The following is a 21,369-nucleotide window of genomic DNA, read 5'->3' as shown; positions in this document are numbered from 1 at the left end:
TCGTGCGTGTGAGACGATCAACCGCTCAAGCCCGTTTGCAAGTTTTGAGAACTATTTGGACGGGCTTAATTACGGCGCTGCCCGCATCCTGCAGAATCCAACCTCATTCAGGTCGAAGGCCTCCAACTCCCAAACCGTGGGGGGCCTCAAGCCATAGGAGGTTGCCATGAACGATACTCTTGCATCAGTCCGGCATCGGGCAGCGCGGTCGCAAATGCTGGTCGGGCAGGCATCGCGTCGGCGCTACGGCCTGGCGACCCTGCACAGCGTGATCTCGGCTTGGCGTGAGCAGAACCGCTTCCGCTGGGATCTCAAGCGAATCTTGGAGGCCAATCCGCATCTGATCGACGATATCGGCCTGACGAGGCGGCATGCAGAGGAAGAGATCGCCAAGCTGCCTTTCTGGCAACGCTGAGCGGCCGCTATCCGTGGTTCGAGCGAAGAGGTGCCCAACTTGCGGCTCGAGCTCTCCGTCCGGGGCGATATTCCAGCTTTGCAGAAGTCGCATAAGATAGATTATGGAACTGCAAGAGCGAGGCGAAGTACCGGAAATCAGGGTTTCTGGCCGGCAACGGCGATGCGAAGCATGGCTGATCAGTTGTTCCGGGCGCGCTCACGAACGAAGATCTGGCGCTTTTCAGGATCAATCACGATGATGCGGCGCACGCCCGGCCCAGAACCGATATCTCGCCAGACGGGGACCTTGGCCGCAAGTAGCCTCGCTCGAATGTCTTCGAGATCGGCGACGTCAACGCCGAGCATTGTGCCCGGTGAGACGGCATCATCGCCGGGATAGATCTCGAGAACCATTCCTTCGTTGATGGCAGCCAGGTGCTTCGGTCCGGAGCCATGCTGTTCCTGGACGAACTCGAATCCAAGCAGACGGTAGACGTCAGCCGTACGTTCGATGTCGCGGGCAAAGAACATCACGAAGCTGATCATCTAGGCGTGGCGGCAATGATCGCCATCAGTTTACCGCAGATGTTGGGAATTTGCCCCATCATTCTGATTCAACAGGGATTTCGATCGCCATCCCATCATAGGCCGGCACCACGTGATCCGGCGTCTCGACCATCACGGCGGCATAGTCCAGCGGCACGTGCATATGCGTCAGCACGGCGTTTTTCGGCGCGAGGTTCTCGATCCAGCCCAGGGCCTCGCCGAGCGACAGATGGCTGGGATGGGTGTTGTACTGCAGCGCGTCGATGACCAGTGTGTCCAGGCCGCGCAACCGCTCCGCCGTAGCGGCCGGAAAGTCGCTGACATCGGGGCAATAGGCGAGCCCGCCGATGCGGAATCCGAGCGAGACGATGTCGCCATGGATCTGCGGCAGCGGCTCAAGGGTGAGGGGCCCCCCCTCTCCTTCGACCACCACCGGTCTGGCATGGTCGATCAGATGCGGCCTGACGATCGGCGGATAGGAACTGCCGGGCGGCGTTTCGAAGCAATAGCCGAACGCCAGGCGCAGCCGCTGCATGGTCGGCTCGTCGGCATGGATGTCGATGCGGTGGCGCTGTTCGTGCACATAGCCGCGCAGGTCGTCGATACCGTGGATGTGGTCGGCATGCGGATGCGTGTAGACGACCGCATCGATGCGTTTGACCGCGGCAAGCAACATCTGCTCGCGGAAATCCGGCCCGGTGTCGATGACGACTGTGGTGCGACCGCCGTTGGCGGCGATCCGCTCGACAAGGGCCGCCGTGCGCATACGGCGGTTCTTGGGATTGGCCGGATCGCAATTGCCCCAGTCGCCGGTGATGCGCGGTGTCCCCGGCGACGAGCCGCAGCCGAGAAGGGTGAGGCGCAGCCGGTCGCTCATGTCTCAGCCTGCCGCCGGTCGCGGCATCTTGGTGAACAGCCGGAAGACGTTGTCGCTGGTGATGTCGGCGATCTCCGCCTCGCTGACGCCGATCGTTTCGGCCAGCACCCTTGCCGTGTTCACGACATAGGCTGGCTCGTTGCGCTTGCCGCGAAACGGGATCGGCGCAAGGTAAGGCGCGTCGGTCTCGACCAGCAATCGATCGCGTGGGATATCGGCGGCGATGGCGCGCAGTTCGGTCGAGTTCTTGAAGGTCAGGATGCCGGAGAAAGAGACATAGCCGCCCAGCGCCACGCCAACTTCGGCCAGCCGGCGCCCGGACGAAAAGCAGTGCAAAATAAAGGGGAAGGCGCCCTTCCCTGTCTCTTCCTCGAGGATCGCCGCCATGTCGTCGTCGGCGTCGCGCGAATGGATGACCAGCGGCAGGCCGGTCTGGCGCGCCGCGGCGATGTGGGTGCGGAAGCCTTGCGCCTGCGCCTCGCGAGGCGCGCGGTCGTAGAAATAGTCGAGCCCGACTTCGCCGATCGCCACAACCTTGGGATGGCCGGAAAGCCGCACCAACTCGTCGACGGTCACGTCGAGCTCTTCCGCCGCATTGTGCGGATGGGTGCCGACCGAACAATAGACCTCATTGAAAGTTTCAGCGATTTCAATGATTTGCTGAAAGCGCCTCACACGCGTCGAGATCGTCACCATGCGGCCGATTCCGGCGGCCAGGGCGCGGGCGACTATTGCCCCCCGCTCCTCGGCGAAGTCCGGAAAGTCGAGATGGCAGTGGCTGTCGACAAGCATCAGGCTTTTGCATCCTGCTCGACATAACGCGGAAACACGCCCTCAGGCACCGGCAAGGCGGTGCCGGGCACGAGCGCATGTTCCGCGTGGACGTGCTCCAAATTGCGCTTGTCCGCAGGCACGGCCAAAAGGTCGAGCAGCTTCGCGGCCGACCCCGGAATGAAGGGCTGGCTGAGCACCGTGACCCGCCGCACGACCTCTGCCGTCGTCCACAGCACCGTTTCCATGCGCTCGGGATCGGTCTTGCGCAGCGCCCACGGCTCCTGGGAGGCGAAGTAGCGGTCGGCTTCGGCCACCACGCCAAAGATCGCCGCCAGCGCCAGATGGATGCCCTGCTCCGCCATAGTCTTGCGCGCGACGACAAGCGCCTCCACCGCCTGATCGAGGATCACCCGGTCGGCTTCGGCCAGTTCGCCGCGCTTCGGCACCGCGCCGCCGCAGTTCTTGGCGATCATCGACAGCGAGCGCTGCGCAAGATTGCCGAGGCCGTTGGCGAGATCGGCGTTGGTCCGGTTGACGATCGCTTCATGGCTGTAGTTGCCGTCCTGGCCGAAAGGGACCTCGCGCAGGAAGAAATAGCGCACCTGGTCGACGCCGTAATGCTCGACCATGGTGAACGGGTCGATGACGTTGCCGACCGACTTCGACATCTTCTCGCCGCGGTTGAACAGGAATCCGTGGCCGAAGACGCGCTTGGGCAGCGGGATCCGCGCCGACATCAGGAAGGCAGGCCAGTAGATGGCGTGGAAGCGCACAATGTCCTTGCCGATGATGTGCGCATCGGCTGGCCAGAAACGCCATTTCTCAGCGCTTTCATCGGGATAGCCGACACCGGTGATGTAATTGGTCAAGGCGTCGACCCATACATACATCACATGCTTCTCGTCGCCCGGCACCGGCACGCCCCAGTCGAAGGTGGTGCGCGAGATCGACAGGTCCTTCAGCCCGGACTTGACGAACCTCATCACCTCGTTGCGGCGCTCGGCTGGGCCGACGAAATCCGGCTGGCTTTCGTAAAGCGCGATAAGCTTGTCCTGATAGGCCGAAAGCCGGAAGAAATAGCTCTCTTCCTCGACCCACTCGACCGGCGTTCCCTGCGGTCCGTAGCGGATATCGTCGGCCCGGACCTCGGTCTCCTCCTCGCCGTAATAGGCTTCGTCGCGCACCGAATACCAGCCCGCATAGCCGCCCCTGTAGATGTCGCCATTGGCGGCCATCGCCTTCCAGATCGCCTGCGAGGACGCGTAGTGCCGCTCCTCCGTGGTGCGGATGAAATCGTCGTTGGACGCGTTGAGCGCGCTCGCCATGCGCTGGAACTCGGCCGCGTTGCGATCGGCAAGCTCGCGCGGCGAAATGCCTTCCTTGCGCGCCGTCTGCAGCATCTTGATGCCGTGCTCGTCGGTGCCGGTCAGGAAATAGACGTCCTTCCCGTCGAGCCGCTGGAAGCGGGCGAGCGCATCGGTGGCGATCAGCTCGTAGGCATGGCCGATATGCGGCCTGCCGTTCGGGTATGAGATCGCGGTCGTGATGTAGAATGTGTCGCGTGACATGAATGAACCGTCATGAATGTCTGAATGTGAGTTGTGGCGGTGGATAAACTATCGGCATGGCGATTGCCATCCCGCTGCATGCCGCCCAGTGGCCCCGGTTTTGGGCCAACGGCATGCACCAGAGAAGCCGTCACATTCGCATCGCAGAATTCAGGCGGTCGATCATGGTCAGGGCGTGCTGCTTCTTGTCGAGATTGTAGGTCTCGGCCTCAGATATCGTGTTCAGCGCCTCGTGCCAAGCCTCGGACAGTGTTTTGGCCCTGGCGAGATCACCGGCTAAAGCCGCCTCACTGGCCGCCGCCGACAGAAGATCGAGCGCGCGGCGGTTGAAGATATCGAACTGGATCGCCTGGTCGCGTCCGGCGACCGCCTCGGCAAGGCGGTGCGCGCCGGCAATGTCGGGCTTCTGCGCCGCCACCAGGGTATCGAGCGCGCCGGCGATTTCCAGCCCGCCATATTGGGTAAGCAGGATCGCGTTGCGGGCGCTGCCCCCTGCCCGCTCGGCCAGTGCCGCGCGCGCCGCTGGATCCCCTGGCGGCGGCGGCTCGATGCCTTCCAGGACCTCCATCAGTTCGTCCGGCGCAAGAGGCGTCAGCCGCACCATCTGGCAACGAGAGCGGATGGTCGGCAACAGGCTGCCTGGCGCGTGCACGATGAGGATGAACAGGGTGCGCGCCGGCGGCTCCTCGAGATTCTTGAGCAAGGCATTGGCGGCATTGGTGTTCATGTCGTCGGCCGGATCGACGATGACGACACGGTAGCTGCCGTCGTGCGAGGTCATCGACAGGAAGCGGCTGACCTTGCGGATCTCGTCGACGGTGAGCACCGTCTTGAAGCTCTTGGTCTTGTCGTTGGCCGGACGCGTCAGATGCAGCACCGAAGGATGCGCGCCGGTGGCGATCTGCCGAAACAGCGACGATGCCGGATCGGGAATTGCGAGCGCTTCGGGCGCGGCAGCAAAATCCGGATGTTTGAGGAGGTGATGCGCCAGGTGGAAGGCAAGCGTCGCCTTGCCGATGCCGTGCGGACCGGCCAGGATCAGCGCATGTGGCAGCTTGCCGGCCCGATAGGCTGCGGTGAGCATGCCGGCCGCCTGCGCATGGCCGATAAGCACCGGTGTCTCCGCCGGTTCGGGGACGCCGTCCAGCGTGTCGTGCTGTTCGGGGGCGATGCGTTCGAAGATCATGCCGACGCCGTCTGCTTCCTTTGCGTCGGCACCCGCTTTTCCAGCACCGTAAACACCGCAGCGGTGACGACGTTTTCCACCGTCTCGGGATCGGCCGACGCATCGATGACGATGCAGCGATCCGGCTCCGCTTCGGCAATCGCCAGGAAAGCCTCGCGCCGGCGCTGGTGGATGGCTAAAGTCTCCTTCTCGAAGCGGTCGGCGCTGTCGCCGGCGCTGCGGCGCGCCGCGGCGCGTTTCAGGCCTTCGGCCGGATCGATATCGAAGATCAGCGTCATGTCGGGAACCATGCCGTTGATGGCGACCGCCTCCAGCGCCTCCATGAAATCGGGATCGAGCCCGCCGGTGACGCCCTGATAGACGCGCGAGGAATCGATGAAGCGATCGCAGAGCACGATCGTGCCGCGTTCGACCGCCGGCCTGATCACCTGCTCGACATGATCGGAGCGCGCGGCGGCGAAGAGGATCGCCTCCATCTTCGGGCCGAAGGGCTCGGCAGCGCCGGACAGAAGCACATGCCTCACCGCCTCGGCGCCCGGCGAGCCGCCCGGCTCGCGCGTCACCAGAACCTCGTACCTCTTGGCGCGCATGCGTCGCGCCAGCCGCTCGATCTGCGTCGACTTGCCGGCTCCTTCGCCGCCTTCGAAGGTGATGAAAAATCCGCTCGCCAATCGAGAATGCCTTCGCCCGTGCTGGCCGCTGTCATAGCTCCCGTCCGACAAAAGGTCCACGAGCCGGCCCGATCACAAATGCTTCTGACGCAGCCAGCCGACAGCCAGTTCCTTGGCGGCGTCCAGCGCACGCTGCGGCAGCGTGCCGACTTTCACCGGTTCGGCGGCAAAAAGCGGCGTTCGCTGGCTGAGCGTGTCGCCTATCCAAACGCGCAGCTCCCCGACCGGTTGCCCCTCCTCCACCGGCGCCGCCACCGGGCCGTCATAGACGATCCTGGCGGTCAGCTTGTCGCGGTTGGCTATCGGCAGAAAGATGTCCACCGGCCCCTTGGCTTTCAAGGCCACGCCGGATTTGGCGCCGCCAAAAACCTGTGCTTCGCCGACAACCTCGTCCTTGGCGAAGATCTCCGTCTTCTGGAAGGAGCGCGAGCCCCAGTCGAGCAGCTTGCGCGCCTCCTCGGAGCGTTCCCGGTCGCTCGCCAGCCCGCTCAAGGCCGCGATCACGCGGATACCGTTGTGGCTGACCGTGCCGACAATGCCGAAGCCTGCGGACTCGCTCGCCCCGGCCACGAAGCCGTCGGCATCGATGCCCATGGCCAAGAGCGGATTGCGGTTCCTCTGGGAGATCTTGTTCCAGGTGAAATCCGGCTGGCCGTAATAGTGGAAGAATTCCGGATAGTCGCGCCAGATGTGGAGCGCCAGCATCGTGAGTTCCCGCGCCGTCGTCTGCTGGCCATCTGCCGGCAGCCCGGTCGAATTGACGAAGGTCGATTTCGAGAGGCCGATCTCGCGGGCGCGCTCCGTCATCTGCGCGGCGAAATTCGCCTCCGACCCCGCCATGCCTTCGGCGAGCACTATGCAGCCGTCATTGGCGGCCTGCACGGTCACGCCCTGGATCAGATCCTCGACGCGGACCGCCGATTTGAGCTTGGCGAACATGGTCGAGGTTCCGGACGGGGCGCCGCCGGTGCGCCAGGCGTTTTCGCTGACCACGAAAGTATCGTCGAGCGTGATCCGCTTCGATTTGACGGCGTTGAACACCACCTCCATCGTCATCAGCTTGGCCATGGAGGCCGGCGGAAACGGTTTGTCGGCATCCTTGGCAAACAGCACCGTGCCGGTATCGGCGTCGATCATGAAGGCCTGGGCCGCCTTGGTCTCGAAAAGCTGCGCACGCGCCGGGACGATGCAAAGCAGAACCAGCACCAATCCCAGGAATCCGGCGAAAGGCGGAAAAATGCGGAACTGCATGAAGTGTCGACCCATTAGCCGGACTGGCCCGGCCAAGCTATCAGGGTTCGTTCCGCCGGATCAACGGCGCTCGCGAAATTGATCAGTTTCGCACAACCAATGCGTCCGGCGCCCCGTGCGACCAGGCCGCCTGCAGCATATCGTCGATGCTGCCATGGCCGTCCGGATAGACGTTGACCGCGTACCAATCATTGCCGTCGAGCTCGGTGCGCTGGATTTCGGTCCTGCCGAACTGCTCGAGAGCCGCTGCCACGCGCTTTGCTTCGGCGGCATCGTCGAAGGATCCGGCGGCGACATAATCCGAAGCCGGCGCCTGCCCTTGCGGATTGGATTTCTTCCACGATTGCAAGATGTCGGCCGGCGACATGCCGCTGCCGTCGAGGGCGGCAAAGACGTCGGCGCGATTGACGCGCTCATCCGCGTAGGACAGCGAGGCCATCGCGAAAGGCGAGTTCGGCGGCAGCCGGTACTCCGGCCGCTCCGGCACGATCGGCCCGAAATCGGGCAGCACGACGTCGCTCGGGCCCGGCGCCTGCGCCGACATCGCCGGTTGCACCGCCGGCTGCTCCGACAGGCCAGGCTGCGCGGCGAAGGCGCCTCCCGAATTGGTAAGCTGTCCAGGGAACGGCACGGCGGGCGGAGGCGCGTCCGTCTGAACGCTGGGCGACGGGCCGTTCATGGCCACCATCACGCCGGTCGGCAGGCCGTCGGACGGATCCGGGCGCCTGCTGCCGGGACGATAGGAGGCCATCAGATACTGGTCGTCATTGCCGTCGAGCGGCGCCCGGCCGACATATTCGACCTTCACCTTGGCGGTGCCGACCTTGCCATAGTCGAGCATCTGCGCGGCGCGCTCCGAGACGTCGATGATGCGGCCTTCATGGTATGGGCCGCGGTCGTTGACGCGCACGATGATCGAGGTGCCGGTATCGAGGTTGGTGACACGGGCATAGCTCGGCAGCGGCATGGTCGGATGCGCTGCCGTGAGCTGGGCCGTGTCATAGACTTCGCCATTGGCGGTGAGTCGGCCGTGGAAGGCATCGCCGTACCAGGACGCCAGTCCTACCTTGGCATACTTCTTGTCTTCCTTGGGATAGTACCACTTGCCGCGGACCTGGTAGGGCTTGCCGAGCTGGTCGCGACCGCCGCCGCGCCGCATGAAGGCAACGCGCGGGCTCGCCTTCACGCCATATTCGGACTCGGCGAAATACTCCTTGGAGCGCGGACGCTTGTCGACCATCGACTTCGGCTGCGGCGTGGAGGTGCAGGCGGCAAGCAGCACCGCAGAAAGGGCGCACAGCGCGAAGGCAGGAGCGCGACGAAGACGCGGGCGCGCCGAGGTCTGCATGATTTCGATTGTCCCCTACAGTCTCGCCGCCACCAGTCGGAGCCAAAGCGCCCGCGAATGCCAGCAACACCTTGATCCCCAATCCCTTTGTGCACAGGAATTGCTTATCACGATGTTAATCGATTATGGCCGGAACCGGGCGAGATTATGGCGAGACTGCCAAGAACGGCGAGCCTTCCCAGGAAAGGCGAGCCTTGAATAGATGAGCGCCGGATGGAGGGGCAGCTTTTTGGAGGGGGACTTCCATTTTCCAACCGGCGCTCACAGCGCCGGAGCTCCCTGCGCCAACCAAGAGTCTAGCATGGGCATCCTCAAGGGGTTTCTAGACCGAACGGATGACTCGCTTCATCTATTTTGGCTATCGCTTGAGGATCTTGGCCGCGAGAGTTTCGCGGCCGGCTGGCCTTCGCGTGGGTAAGAAAACGCCCACCACGTTTTCCGTAGCGGGCGCCAGTTCGGGAGGAATTGAGACGCCTGCGGTCAGGTGCGTCCCCTTTGCCCGTCGATGACGGTACGCCTCGCCTGGCCGGATAATAAGCGCGCGCCGGTTGCAGCGCCGCATATTCAAGCCGCGTGACTTTTCCGCCACAGACAAAGGGCCCCCGGCCGGCTGAGCAGCCGGGCATGCGCATCTTATGCCTGACAGCGGGAAGGCATCGCCGCGGTGGTTGACGCGGCCCCGATCACCGCACTAGAGGAGAAGCGCGAACCGGTCGGACACGCCTCCGGCGCCAATTTGGCGTCGATCGACCGATAGCGATGATCCTAAGTGGTTGAAATGCCACGATGGAGGGATGGCCGAGCGGTTTAAGGCACCGGTCTTGAAAACCGGCGTGGGCGCAAGTTCACCGTGGGTTCGAATCCCACTCCCTCCGCCAAAAATATATACGAATCAATCAGTTAGGTGCCAGTTCGTAGGCTTGCCATAACGGTTGCCAGCCCGCCTGAAAAAACAAAAAAAGGCCCGGAAGCCGAAGCTGGCAGCCCGCGTGGCGGGGATTGCCATCGCCCGAATCGGAAGCGCCCGCTACGTTGCCGCAGCGAGCGCTCCGCTGCCCCCTCGCCGTCAGGACGGTACGCCTCGCTGAGATCGATAATAAGCGCGCCCTAGTTGAAGCCCCGCATATTAAAGCCGCGTGACTTTTCTGCCACTAGGCGGACAACGGCGCCTTGAAGACATCGCTCCAGGTCGAGAAAGCAGCATCCACCTGCTTTTCCGCCGCCCGAAACTCCTCGTCGCGCTCCAACTGCTCCGCAGCATCAGCGAGAGTTTGGTATTCGCATTCTGCTTGCCCATAGGCGGCGATCAGGCGAGCGATCTCCTGTTCGCACGTAGCGTCCGTTGTCGGCCATCAGCACCATGGCCGCCTTGCCGGTCTCACGCTTCACGCGATGATGTCCATTTCCTTCTCGACGGAGCACTTCTTGCGCCAGTTCATCGTCGAGCCGCTGCGGTTGGCCGCTGTCCAGCCGTTTCGAGACGATGCCTTCCACGCCGGCTTCGCATGCCAGATGGTAGACGGCATCGCCTGTGCCCGGCAGAGCCTCGCTGAACTGGATATGGCCTCCGGCGGGCGTCAATGCCTGCAGGATCTCGCGCCGGTCCTTCAGCGGCATGTCGCGCAAATCGTGGCCGTTGAGGTGCAGGAGATCGAACGCGACGAGGTAAAGGTCTTGCCGGCGCCTGGTAATCGCAGAAGGCAGCGCGGGGAAATCGGAGAGGCCCGCCTCGTTGGCCGGTCCGGTTGGCTTGGGATGGGTCGCCTTCATGCCCGCCCCTGTGCGCCTGCGCCGCAGGAACAAAAGCTGTCAGCGCCGGTTGATTTCTCGAAGGGACGGCAAACCGAAAGGGTGCCGAACAATGGTCGAACTGATCGTTCTGGAAATGGCGGCGGCGAGGCAACGCGCGAAGCGGGCGGAGCTCTCCCTGAAGGAAGCGAAGGCAATGCTTGGTGAGAATCGCGGGCTTGCGATCAGCCTGGCGCTTTGCAGCCGGATCCGAGCCGGGCAAGCGCGTGCGAAAGCAGCCCGGCGCCGGTTGTTGAAGTTGGTGCCACCAAGCATGCATTAAGGAGCTGGCGGCATGTTGTTTGAACCGCTCAACTCGGACGGCGAAAAGCGAAGTGCGCAGTACCACGCTGCACGGTTGGCGATGCTGCATGACCGGGTTGTGAAGCGCATGGATAGGGTTGATCATCTGGCCGACAAGGTCGAGCACGCCGCAGCCGTTTTGGTGGAGGCAACGCATGAGCCCGCCAACGTCGACATGTCGTGCCGGCCGCTGCCGAAATTCCAACCGGACGCAGTCTGATGGTCGGGTTAATCGATATATTCCTCCCCACCCGTTAAAGTTTAATGCGGGCGCGTCGGCGGTTGTGGTAGAAACGCACTGCTGGAGTAGGTCTCTCGGGAGGAGTCCTTGAGTATAGCATCGAAGATCGCCAAAATGTCGGCGGCGCTGCTCGCCAGGCGTGTGGCCACCGCTCAATCCACCACAGCTATTGTCAAGCCGATCCGAACGTCGCTCGCCGACGTTCCTCTCAGGCGCCAAACACTTCCGTACAAGCCGAGACCGCCTATCCGTCCCTGCAGCAACATGTAGCCGGGCACTCTCTTACAGGCTCGGTCTGCCGGCACATTGCTGCATTAGCAATTGCTGAAACCCGCAAGGTTGGCGCCAGCCAGCCGTGCTAATGGCAGCGATCATCCACCTTGGAGCGCAGCCATGACCTCTCCCATTGGAAATCAGCACAATGCTGGCGCCGTGCAGCGTAATCTCAGACCTTAGTCACCATCCGAAGAAACTTTTCCCGGCAAGAGCGCCGAAAGCGTTGGCCATCTTGCCAAGGCCTCCGTTTTGGAGACGGGAGACACCGAGCCGAATGCGCAAGGGCGAGCGGCTTCCCGGATCGCTCGAATGGACGTAACGGTGCTTCCCACGACCGGTTCCGGCGATGGCCAGGCGCCGGAAGGAACCGGTGAAACGACGGCAACGGATCATGACCCTGCTCTCGGGTAGCACCGGGCCAAAGCGGCATCTTCCAGTCGGCATTTTACGACGTTCTCAGCAGCAGCCGGGCCTTGCTGACGAAGAAACAAGGACGAGCGTTGCCGAAGCCGGCAGCAATCTCACAAGCGCGTGCGTTTGGTTGATTTCTCAGACAAAACATGCTGCTTGTCGCGCCCATGAAAAAGCTCTGCCTGATGGTCCTCGCCTCTCTGGCGCTGGCCTGGCCGGCCAAGGCGATGGACAACGCACTTCGCGCCGGCCTGCTGAAACTCGATCCGCAGACTCGTCTCGAGCAGCGTTGCGACGCCGAGGTGCTCGACCGGATCAGCCACGACGATCACAAATTCAAGGCCGACCGCGTGGTGGCCTATGCCTTCGCCACGCCGCAGATGAGCGCCGACGCGATCAGGAGCCCCGGCGCCGCTTTTCGCAGCAAGGGTCAGTGGTACCGGCTGAAGTTCAAGTGCCAGACGGCGCCCGACCACATGCAGGTGCTGCAATTCCGCTACAAGATCGGCGACGAGATCCCGGAAACCGACTGGGCAAAATACAATCTCTATGATTGACCGGTCGGCCACGATCGGCCGGACCCGAACCAAGCCTTCCCGGCTGCAGAATCCATATGAATTCCGGTGGAACAAGGCGATGCGCAAGCGCTTGCTCCCGCTGGTTCTCTTGACGCGCGGGAGCCATACACGTTAGGGCGTCGGGATATTCGACGACCGGCACTCGGCGAACAGCAAAGGGCTTCCAGACGATGGATATTTTCAGCGCCGCAAGCCTGAGCGCCCTTCTTCAGGTCATCGCGATCGATCTGGTGCTTGCGGGCGACAATGCCATCGTCATCGGGCTGGCGGCCGCCGGCCTGCCCTCTGAGCAGCGCAAGAAGGCGATCCTGATCGGCGTATTGGCGGCCACGGTGCTGCGCATCCTGTTCGCGGCGGTCACGGTCAAGCTGCTGGCCATTGTCGGTCTGTTGCTCGCCGGCGGCATCCTGTTGTTGTGGGTATGCTGGAAGATGTATCGCGAGCTGCGAACCTCGCCCGCCGACGAGCAGGAAGCGACGGAGGCGCTGGCCAATTCCGATCTCGACAGCGACAAGTCGATCGCCAAGGCCCCGCGCAAGACACTTGGCCAGGCGGCGCTGCAGATCGTTATCGCGGACGTGTCGATGTCGCTGGACAACGTGCTGGCCGTCGCCGGCGCGGCGCGGGATCATTTCTGGGTGCTGATCATCGGGCTCGTGCTTTCGATCGGCTTGATGGGCCTTGCCGCGAGCTTCATTGCCCGGCTGCTGCACCGTTACCGCTGGATCGCCTATGTCGGCCTGCTGATCATCCTCTATGTCGCGCTCGACATGGTCTACCGCGGCGCGATGGAAGTCTGGCCGCACGTCAACAACGCAGTGAGCTGACACCGCCTCTGGCGCAGGCTTCGGACGGCCGGTGAGCAGGCCCTTCGCATTGCGTTTTGCCGCACCACGGGCCAGCCCATACCAATGCCGCAATTAGTGTGATATTGCGCCGCCGATCCCGAAAAGCCTGGAAAACCTTATGTCTGCCCCTCGTGTCAGCTTCGTCAGCCTTGGATGCCCGAAGGCGCTCGTCGATTCCGAGCGCATCATCACGCGGCTGCGCGCCGAAGGTTACGAGATCGCCCGCAAGCATGACGGGGCGGATCTTGTCGTCGTCAACACCTGCGGTTTCCTCGATTCCGCGCGCGACGAGTCGCTCAACGCGATCGGCTCCGCCCTTTCGGAAAACGGCCGCGTCATCGTCACCGGCTGCCTCGGCGCCGAGCCGGAGGTCATCCGCGAGAAGCACCCCAATGTACTGGCGATCACCGGTCCGCAGGCCTATGAGAGCGTGATGGCGGCCGTGCATGAGGCCGCGCCCCCGAGCCATGATCCCTATGTCGATCTCCTGCCGCCGCAAGGCGTGAAGCTCACGCCGCGCCATTACGCCTATCTGAAGATTTCCGAAGGCTGCAACAACCGCTGCACCTTCTGCATCATCCCGGCGCTGCGCGGCGACCTCGTCTCGCGGCCGGCGGCCGATGTGCTGCGCGAGGCCGAAAAGCTCGCCAGGGCCGGCGTCAAGGAGATCCTCGTCATCTCGCAGGACACCAGCGCCTACGGCATCGACATCAAATACCAGACGAGCCTGTTCGGCGATCGCGAAGTGCGGGCAAAATTCCTCGACCTCGCCGAGGAGCTTGGCAAGCTCGGCATCTGGATCCGCATGCATTATGTGTACCCCTACCCGCATGTCGCCGACGTCATCCCGCTGATGGCGGAGGGAAAAATTCTTCCCTATCTCGACATCCCCTTCCAACATGCCTCGCCGCAGGTGCTGAAGAACATGCGCCGCCCCGCCCATGGCGAAAAGACGCTGGAGCGCATCCGCGGCTGGCGCGAGGTCTGCCCGGATCTCGCCATCCGTTCGACCTTCATTGTCGGTTTTCCGGGCGAAACCGAAGACGATTTCCAGATGTTGCTCGACTGGCTGGACGAGGCAAAGATCGACCGCGCCGGCTGCTTCAAATACGAACCGGTCAACGGCGCGCGCTCCAACGATCTCGGCCTCGAGCAAGTGCCCCAGGAGATAACGGAAGCGCGCTGGCACCGCTTCATGCAGCGCCAGCAGAAGATCTCGGCAACGCAGCTGTCCAGGAAGGTCGGCAAGCGCCTGCCGGTGCTGATCGACGAAGCGCACGGCACCTCGGCCAAGGGCCGCACCAGATATGACGCGCCGGAGATCGACGGCTCCGTGCACATCCAGTCGCGGCGCCCGCTGCGTGCCGGCGAGATCGTCACGGTCAAGATCGACCGCGCCGACGCCTATGACCTCTACGGCTCGGCGGTCTGATGGCCGCGCGAGAGTAGGCATCCCCCCATGAAAAAGGGCGCCTTCTGGCGCCCTTGGACTAATGCGTTTCACCGTTTCACGGAGACGGCGAAACGCCCTATCTCCTTGTTTTTACGCAATTCCGGACGAAAAACCGGTCACACTTTTCATGGAATTGCTCTATCGGCTCTCGGCTTCAGCAGCTCGTCAGAGCCTCGTCGCCTCGATCGCTGCCAGGGAACGGTCGATCACTTGATCGAGAGTCTTATCGAGGCGCGTGCCCGTTGCGATCGCCGACAGCCGAGCGGCAAATCCCAGATGGTAGTCGACGAACCACTCGGGGCGCGGCTCCGGCTCCGGCGGAAATGGGCCCCACCACGGCGGAAGCTTCGGTATCTTCGGCCGCGTGGGGCACCAGTCGTCAAGGTCGCTCAACACCGCCTTCATATCGAGACCGCCTCGCTCGGCCACCCAAGCGGAGCGGACAAACTCGTCGGCAACCGCGGCGCCAAGTTCATGCGGCGGCAGCGGCTGTGGATTGAGGGCGACGCGCGCAAGCCCGCCCTGCGGTCCGTGCGGAATGACATCGTAAATGGCCGGAATGCGCTTCCCGATGATTGCCAAAAGCTTTTTATTCAATTGCATAAGACCTCCTTCTGCAGGCGCTTGTCACGCCCGCTGCTTTCGTTCGATCTGCCCGAGCAACATGGAAGTAGAGGTCGTTGACGTATGTGAAAATTATCACGAACCGGCCGCAGATATTGTGCCAGGAGCATGAAGATATGGAATTCTGCAAAAATGAAGTGAGGCAGGCGTCAAATACTTGGCGCCCATGATCTCTCGCCAACCGAGCAAAGCGGGACGCGCTCCTGGCCGAGTCAAAAAGTCGAAGGGCGCCGCAAGGCGCCCTCCGTGTTCGAAACTTCGTCGCAGCTTACTGCGGCAGCTTGTCGTCGATGCCTTTGACGTAGAAGTTCATGCCGAGGAGCGTGCCGTCGTCGGCAACCTCGCCGTCCTTCAGCCAGGGCGAGCCGTCCTGCTTGGACACCGGGCCGGTGAAGGGGTTCCAGCCGTCGGCGATCTTCTTCGTGGTCGCCTCGGCCATGGCCTTGACGTCGTCGGGCATGTTGGTGAAGGGCGCGAGCTTCACCGCGCCGTCCTTGATGCCAAGCCAGACATTGTCCGGCTTCCAGGTGCCGTCGAGCGCCGCCTGAACGCGGCTGATATAGTACGGGCCCCATTCGTCCGTCAGCGAGGTCAAGGCCGCATTCGGCGCGAACTTGATCATGTCGGACGATTGGCCGAAGCCGTGCAGCTTGCGCTCCTCGGCGACCTGCAGCGCGGCGGTCGAGTCGGTGTGCTGGACGATGATGTCGGCGCCCTGGTCGAACAGCGCCTTGGCGGCATCGGCTTCCTTGCCCGGGTCGAACCAGGAGTTCACCCACACGATCTTGACCTTGAAGTCGGGATTGACCGACTGCGCGCCGAGGATGAAGGAGTTGATGCCCATCACCACTTCGGGGATCGGGAAGGAGACTATGTAGCCGGCAAGGCCCTTCTTCGATTCCTTGGCCGCGATCTGGCCGAGCACATAGCGCCCTTCATAGAAACGCGCGTTGTAGATGCCGAGATTGTCGCCGGTCTTGTAGCCGGTGGCATGCTCGAACATCACCTTGGGAAACTTCTTGGCGACCTTCACCTCGGCATCCATGAAGCCGAAGGAGGTGCCGAAGATGATCTTGCACTTCTCGCGCGCCAGGCGCTCGAAGGCGCGGTCGGCGTCGGGGCCTTCGGAGACGTTCTCGAGATAAGCGGTCTCAACCTTGTCGCCGAGCGCCTTTTCCACCTCGAGGCGGCCCTGGTCGTGCTGGTAGGAATAGCCGAAATCCCCGATCGGGCCGGTATAGACCCAGCAGGCCTTCAGCTTGCCTGCCGCCTCGGCGGTCGCCACCAGCGACAGGGCCGCAGCCGTGGTCATAAGGGCAATAAGCAGTTTTTTCATCGTGTTACCTCTCTGAATTAAGCCTTGGAGCTTCCCGTCTTTTTGTTGTCGTCAACGATCCGGAACGAACGGCTGCCCCAACGAAGCCGGCGTGTTCATCATCGTCAGACGCTTGTTGCGCGAGATTAGAACGAGAACCACGATGGTTGCCAGATAGGGCAGCGAAGAAAGAAACTGCGAAGGCACAGGAATGCCAAAAGCCTGTGCATGAAGCTGGCCGATCCACACCGCGCCGAAGATGTAGGCGCCGGCGAGCACCCGCCACGGGCGCCAGGACGCGAACACCACAAGCGCTAGCGCGATCCAGCCGCGGCCCGCGCTCATGTTCTCGACCCATTGCGGCGTGTAGACCAGCGACAGATGCCCTCCGGCAAGACCGGCGCAGGCGCCGCCGAAGATCACCGCAAGGTAGCGGTAGCGGATGACCTTGATGCCCAGCGCATGCGCCGAAGAGTGGCTGTCGCCGATCGAGCGCAGCGTCAGGCCGGTGCGCGTCCTGAACAGGAACCACATCACCGCGGCGGTGAGCGCGATCGAGATGTAGAACAGGGGATCCTGGCCGAAGATCAGCCTGCCGACGACCGGGATCGAGGTCAACCCAGGGATGTCGAGGTTGGGCAGCCTGACGCCCGGCTGGCCGACGAAGCTGGTGCCGATCATGCCGGAGAGGCCGAGGCCGAGCAGCGTCAGCGACAGGCCGGTGGCCACCTGGTTGGTGGCCAAGGACAGCGTCATGACGGCGAAGAGCAGCGAAAACAGCGCACCGACGATGATCGCCGCAAGCAGGCCGATCCAGGGCGAACCGGTGAGATAGCCGGCGCCGAAGCCGCCGACCGCGCCCATGATCATCATGCCCTCGACGCCGAGGTTGAGCACGCCGGAGCGCTCGACCACGAGCTCGCCGATCGCCGCGATCAAGAGCGGCGTCGCCGCCGTCGCGATGGTCAAAAGGATGTTGACGGTGATGTCCATCAGCGTGCCTCCTCCAGCTTGGGCGCCGCCTCGAGTTTCGGCGCGGCAAAGCCGATCAGACGAATGCGGTAATGGATGAGCGTGTCGCAGCCGAGCACGAAGAACAAAAGCATGCCCTGGAACACGCGCGCCACCTTGTCGGAGATGCCGAGCGCGCTCTGCACCGCCTCGCCGCCGAGATAGGTCAGCGCCAGCACCAGGCCCGCGGCGACGATGCCCAGCGGATTGAGCCGGCCGAGGAAGGCGACGATGATGGCGGTGAAGCCGTAGCCGGGCGAGATCACCGGCTGTAGCTGGCCGATGGCGCCGGACACCTCCGAGATGCCGGCAAGGCCGGCCAATGCGCCGGACAGCAGGAAGGTGAAGAACACCATCTTGTTGAAGCCGAAGCCGGCGAAGCGCCCTGCCCTCGGGCTCGAGCCCAGCACGCGAACCTCGAAACCCTTCAACATGCGGCTCATCATCAGCCAGATCGCTATCGCCGCGACCAGCGCGAAGACGAAGCCCCAATTGGCGCGGCCGGCATCCGGCATCAGCTCCGGCAGGACGGCCGAGTCGCCGAACTGGATGGTCTGCGGGAAACCATGGCCCTGCGGGTCGCGCCATGGGCCGCGCACCAGCCAGTCGAGGAAGAGCTGCGCGACGTAGACCAGCATCAGGCTGGTGAGGATCTCGTTGGTGCTGAAACGGGTCTTCAGCAGCGCCGGAATCGCTGCATAGAGCGCGCCGCCGACCATGCCGAGCGACAGCATCAGCGGCAGCACCAGCGGGCCTTCGAACTCAGGGAACAGCACCGGGATGATCGAGCCGAAGATACCGCCCAGGATGAACTGCCCCTCGGCGCCGATGTTCCAGATGTTGGCCTTGTAGCAGACCGACAGGCCGACCGCGATCAGGATGAGCGGCGCCGCCTTGATGGCCAGCTCGTGCAGCTGCCAGACCTCGCTGACCGGCTGGATGAAATAGATGTTGAAGGCATCGAGCGGATTGACCCCGAGCAAGGCGAACATGATGCCGCCGGCAAGCATCGTCAGCGCGAAGGCGATGAAGGGCGAGAGCACCGAAAACAGCGCCGAGCGCTGCGGGCGTTTGACCAGTTCGAGGCGCATCATGCCGTCTCCATGGTGTGTTCGGCGTGGCCGGGCTCGGCCCCGCCCATCAACAGGCCGATCTTTTCGAAGGTGGCTTCGGCGATGGGCAGCGGCGCCGACAATTCGCCGTTGTGCATGACCGCGATCGCGTCCGACAGTTCGAACAATTCGTCGAGGTCCTGGCTGATGACGAGAACCGCCGAGCCGCTGCGGGCAAGTTCAATCAGCGCCTGGCGGATGTGGGCGGCGGCACCGGCATCGACACCCCAGGTCGGCTGGTTGACGACCATGACGCTCGGCTTGCGGTCGAGCTCGCGGCCGACGATGAATTTCTGCAGGTTGCCGCCGGAAAGCGCCGCCGCCTCAGGGTCCGGTGCGCTCTTGCGCACGTCCATCGCCGCAATGATGCGCTGGGCGGCGCTGTAGACGGAGGCGTTCTTGACCATGCCGCCGGAGCCGACGAAGGACTTGCCATCGGTGGCGTGGCGCGACAGCAAAAGGTTCTCCGAAAGCTTCATTCGGGGCGCCGCGCCATGGCCGAGCCGTTCCTCCGGCACGAAGGCGGCGCCCATCAGCCGACGGCCCGTGATCGAAAGCCCGCCGGCATCCTTGCCGCGGATGCGCACCGAACCGGAATCCTGCTGCAGCACCTCGCCGGAGACGGCTTCGAAGAACTCGCCCTGGCCGTTGCCGGCGACACCGGCGATGCCGATCACCTCACCGGCGCGCACGGAAAGATTGACGTTCCTGAGCGGGATGGCGAAGGGCGTCGCGGGCTTGCGGGTAAGGCCGCGGATTTCGAGCAGTGCCGGCGCGGTCTCGATGCCTTCGGCCGGCGCGCGCACCACCGCCTTGACCTCATTGCCGACCATCATGCGGGCGAGCGACGCGGCCGTCTCCTGCCGCGGATTGCAGTGGCCCACAACCTTGCCGTGGCGCAGCACGGTGGCGCGGTCGCAGATGCGTTTGACCTCTTCCAGCCGGTGCGAGATGTAGAGGATCGACTTGCCTTCCGCGCGCAGCCGCTCCAGCGTCTCGAACAGCTTGTCGGCTTCCTGCGGCGTCAGCACCGAGGTCGGCTCGTCGAGGATGATGAGTTGCGGCGTCTGCAACAGACAGCGGATGATCTCGATGCGCTGGCGCTCGCCGACGGAAAGATCGCCGACCAGCGATTCCGGATCGAGCGGCAGGCCGTAGCTGTAGGAGAGCGCCCGCGCCTTCGCGGCAATGGTGCTGATCGGCGAGCCGTCGTTCAGCGAAAGCGCGATGTTCTCGGCCGCTGTCAACGCTTCGAACAGCGAGAAATGCTGGAAGACCATGCCGATGCCGAGCTTCTTGGCGACACCGGGGCTGGTGATGCTGACAGCCTTGCCGTCCCAGAAGATCTCGCCCGAGTTCGGTTCCAGCGAGCCGAACAGCATCTTGACCAGCGTCGACTTGCCGGCGCCGTTCTCGCCAAGTAGCGCGTGGATCTCGCCCCTCGCGATGTTGAGATCGATATGATCGCACGCCGTCAGCGTGCCGAAGATCTTCGTAAGGCCACGAACCTCGAGCAGGTTCGCCCTGTCATGATTTGCACTCACAGTGCCTCCCATCCAGTCACCCGGATATGTTCTGTGTTCCCGCTGGTATCGTATGCGCGGCCGGCTTTGGTCGGAAAGCGCCACCCGACTTGAAAGAGCTTCAAGAATTCCAGCGGAAACTCAAGGGGTAAGATACACCTATTGGGAGCTTGCGAAAAACCGGCGGGCCTTTCGGGCAAACCGTGCACTGATCCATGGCATGGCGCAGAAGAACGAGGCAGCCGGCTCAGGGAATGAGGACGGTCGTGCCGGTCGTCTTGCGGCCTTCAAGATCGGATTGCGCCTTTGCCGCGTCCTTGAGCGCATAGCGCTGGTTGATCTTGATCTCGACGGCGCCGCTCAGCACCACGTCGAAGAGCGCCCCGGCCGACGCCACCAGATCCTCGCGCTTGGCGTTGTAGACGAAGATCGTCGGCCGGGTTGCGTAGAGCGAGCCTTTCTGGGCCAGAAGCGACATCGAGAAAGGCGGGATCGGCCCGGACGATTGGCCGAAGCTGACGAACATGCCGAGCGGCCTCAGGCAATCGAGCGAGGCGGGAAAGGTGTCGTTGCCGACGGAATCATAGACGACGTCGCATTTCCGGCCGCCGGTGAAGGCGGCGACGCCAGCGACGAAATCCTGCTCCTTGTAATTGATGACATGGTCGAAACCATGCGCCTTGGCGAGTTCGATCTTGTCAGCGGAGCTCGCCGTGCCGATCACGGTCGCGCCGAGATGCTTTGCCCATTGGCCGAGGATGAGACCGACACCGCCGGCGGCGGCGTGGTAGAGGATCGTGTCGCCTGCCTTCACATGATAAGTGCGGCGCAGCAGATATTCCGCCGTCATGCCCTTCAGCATCATCGCCGCCGCCTGCTCGTCGCTGATGCCGTCAGGCACCTTCACCACGCGGTCGGCGGCAATCACACGTTCCTCGGAATAGGCGCCGACATTGACGGCGTAGGCGATGCGGTCGCCGGGCTTCAGCCAGTCGACTTCGGCGCCGACGGCCAGCACCATGCCGGCCGCCTCGCCGCCCGGGATAAGCGGGAACCCGCCGGGTGGCGGATAGAGACCCGAGCGGTGATAGACGTCGATGAAGTTGAGACCGATCGCAGTGTGCCTGATCAGGATCTGCCCGGCGCTCGGCTGGCCGGGATCGGCATCTTCATAGGCCAGGACTTCGGGGCCGCCATGGGCGTGAATGCGGATTGCCTTGGACATCGCTCAACTCTCTCGGGAAAGGGCAGAAGCAGGATCTGGAGCAT

At 63.4% G+C, this 21,369-nt stretch carries 20 protein-coding genes, 1 tRNA gene and 1 pseudogene; 7 read left to right on the top strand and 15 right to left on the bottom strand.

Translation table 11 applies throughout. The annotated features are described in order from the left end of the window. Positions 1-214: 214 nt before the first annotated feature. Positions 215-415 (top strand): DUF1127 domain-containing protein, encoded by a 201-nt coding sequence (locus EN874_RS03535; RefSeq protein ID WP_168247385.1) that lies wholly within the window; start codon positions 215-217, stop codon positions 413-415. A 179-nt stretch (positions 416-594) separates the two neighbouring features. On the opposite strand, the gene EN874_RS03530 is transcribed toward EN874_RS03535, so the two are convergent. From EN874_RS03530 to EN874_RS03495, 8 genes are all read right to left on the bottom strand, one after another. Further along, positions 595-942, bottom strand: a complete 348-nt coding sequence (locus tag EN874_RS03530; protein WP_127424074.1) for a VOC family protein — start codon at positions 940-942, stop codon at positions 595-597. 58 nt (positions 943-1,000) lie between these two features. Beyond that, positions 1,001-1,819, bottom strand: coding sequence for an MBL fold metallo-hydrolase (locus EN874_RS03525; protein WP_127424073.1), 819 nt, complete (start codon positions 1,817-1,819; stop codon positions 1,001-1,003). 3 nt (positions 1,820-1,822) lie between these two features. Next, on the bottom strand, positions 1,823-2,611 hold the full coding sequence (locus EN874_RS03520) for a TatD family hydrolase (protein ID WP_127424072.1): 789 nt from the start codon (positions 2,609-2,611) through the stop codon (positions 1,823-1,825). Continuing rightward, positions 2,611-4,161, bottom strand: a complete 1,551-nt coding sequence (gene metG / locus EN874_RS03515) for a methionine--tRNA ligase (RefSeq protein ID WP_127424071.1) — start codon at positions 4,159-4,161, stop codon at positions 2,611-2,613. The genes EN874_RS03520 and metG overlap by 1 nt, the downstream gene beginning before the upstream one ends. A 130-nt stretch (positions 4,162-4,291) precedes the next feature. After that, positions 4,292-5,347: a DNA polymerase III subunit delta' gene (locus EN874_RS03510; RefSeq protein WP_127424070.1), complete on the bottom strand. Its 1,056-nt coding sequence runs from the start codon at positions 5,345-5,347 to the stop codon at positions 4,292-4,294. Then, a complete protein-coding gene (gene tmk / locus EN874_RS03505; RefSeq protein ID WP_127424069.1) occupies positions 5,344-6,018 on the bottom strand; it encodes a dTMP kinase in 675 nt (224 codons plus the stop codon). Before tmk ends, EN874_RS03510 begins: the two co-directional genes overlap by 4 nt. 72 nt (positions 6,019-6,090) lie before the next feature. Next, positions 6,091-7,269: a D-alanyl-D-alanine carboxypeptidase family protein gene (locus EN874_RS03500; protein ID WP_127424068.1), complete on the bottom strand. Its 1,179-nt coding sequence runs from the start codon at positions 7,267-7,269 to the stop codon at positions 6,091-6,093. Between the two features lie 82 nt (positions 7,270-7,351). Continuing rightward, positions 7,352-8,617 carry a septal ring lytic transglycosylase RlpA family protein gene (locus EN874_RS03495; RefSeq protein ID WP_127424067.1) on the bottom strand — a complete coding sequence of 422 codons (1,266 nt, stop codon included), beginning with the start codon at positions 8,615-8,617 and terminating at the stop codon, positions 7,352-7,354. A gap of 788 nt (positions 8,618-9,405) precedes the next feature. Between EN874_RS03495 and EN874_RS03490 the strand changes: the two genes are divergently transcribed. Then, positions 9,406-9,495: transfer RNA gene (locus EN874_RS03490), tRNA-Ser, on the top strand. A 451-nt stretch (positions 9,496-9,946) separates the two neighbouring features. On the opposite strand, the pseudogene EN874_RS03485 reads toward EN874_RS03490, so the two are convergent. Then, positions 9,947-10,351: pseudogene (locus EN874_RS03485) on the bottom strand (ATP-dependent DNA ligase); the annotation flags it as partial. A gap of 127 nt (positions 10,352-10,478) precedes the next feature. Here EN874_RS03485 and EN874_RS03480 point away from each other — a divergent pair. The 5 genes from EN874_RS03480 to rimO all read left to right on the top strand — a co-directional run bounded on the left by EN874_RS03480 (position 10,479) and on the right by rimO (position 14,494). Next, positions 10,479-10,688, top strand: coding sequence for a hypothetical protein (locus EN874_RS03480; protein WP_127424066.1), 210 nt, complete (start codon positions 10,479-10,481; stop codon positions 10,686-10,688). Between the two features lie 12 nt (positions 10,689-10,700). Next, positions 10,701-10,928, top strand: a complete 228-nt coding sequence (locus tag EN874_RS03475) for a hypothetical protein (RefSeq protein WP_127424065.1) — start codon at positions 10,701-10,703, stop codon at positions 10,926-10,928. 857 nt (positions 10,929-11,785) lie between these two features. Further along, entirely contained in the window at positions 11,786-12,193 is a 408-nt protein-coding gene (locus tag EN874_RS03470) for a DUF930 domain-containing protein (protein ID WP_168247351.1), read from the top strand. 191 nt (positions 12,194-12,384) lie between these two features. Further along, positions 12,385-13,041 (top strand): TerC family protein, encoded by a 657-nt coding sequence (locus EN874_RS03465; RefSeq protein ID WP_127424064.1) that lies wholly within the window; start codon positions 12,385-12,387, stop codon positions 13,039-13,041. Between the two features lie 139 nt (positions 13,042-13,180). Continuing rightward, a complete protein-coding gene (rimO, locus tag EN874_RS03460) occupies positions 13,181-14,494 on the top strand; it encodes a 30S ribosomal protein S12 methylthiotransferase RimO (RefSeq protein WP_127424063.1) in 1,314 nt (437 codons plus the stop codon). Positions 14,495-14,680: 186 nt separating this feature from the next. Here the strand turns inward: rimO and EN874_RS03455 are convergent, their stop codons facing one another. The 6 genes from EN874_RS03455 to EN874_RS03430 all read right to left on the bottom strand — a co-directional run bounded on the left by EN874_RS03455 (position 14,681) and on the right by EN874_RS03430 (position 21,325). Then, positions 14,681-15,118 carry a hypothetical protein gene (locus EN874_RS03455; protein ID WP_127424062.1) on the bottom strand — a complete coding sequence of 146 codons (438 nt, stop codon included), beginning with the start codon at positions 15,116-15,118 and terminating at the stop codon, positions 14,681-14,683. Between the two features lie 289 nt (positions 15,119-15,407). Then, positions 15,408-16,475, bottom strand: coding sequence for a BMP family ABC transporter substrate-binding protein (locus EN874_RS03450; protein WP_127424061.1), 1,068 nt, complete (start codon positions 16,473-16,475; stop codon positions 15,408-15,410). 51 nt (positions 16,476-16,526) lie between these two features. Continuing rightward, on the bottom strand, positions 16,527-17,447 hold the full coding sequence (locus EN874_RS03445; protein ID WP_127424060.1) for an ABC transporter permease: 921 nt from the start codon (positions 17,445-17,447) through the stop codon (positions 16,527-16,529). After that, complete coding sequence (locus EN874_RS03440; protein ID WP_127424059.1) at positions 17,447-18,559, bottom strand: ABC transporter permease; 1,113 nt, start codon at positions 18,557-18,559, stop codon at positions 17,447-17,449. The genes EN874_RS03445 and EN874_RS03440 overlap by 1 nt, the downstream gene beginning before the upstream one ends. Continuing rightward, complete coding sequence (locus EN874_RS03435) at positions 18,556-20,133, bottom strand: ABC transporter ATP-binding protein (protein ID WP_168247350.1); 1,578 nt, start codon at positions 20,131-20,133, stop codon at positions 18,556-18,558. The genes EN874_RS03440 and EN874_RS03435 overlap by 4 nt, the downstream gene beginning before the upstream one ends. 214 nt (positions 20,134-20,347) lie before the next feature. Further along, on the bottom strand, positions 20,348-21,325 hold the full coding sequence (locus EN874_RS03430; protein ID WP_127424057.1) for a quinone oxidoreductase: 978 nt from the start codon (positions 21,323-21,325) through the stop codon (positions 20,348-20,350). Positions 21,326-21,369: the final 44 nt, after the last annotated feature.

The organism is Mesorhizobium sp. M1D.F.Ca.ET.231.01.1.1 (assembly GCF_003999155.2).
Lineage (GTDB): Bacteria > Pseudomonadota > Alphaproteobacteria > Rhizobiales > Rhizobiaceae > Mesorhizobium.
The sequence above is the reverse complement of the archived record's forward strand: the minus strand, read 5'-3'. Positions and strand labels throughout refer to the sequence as shown.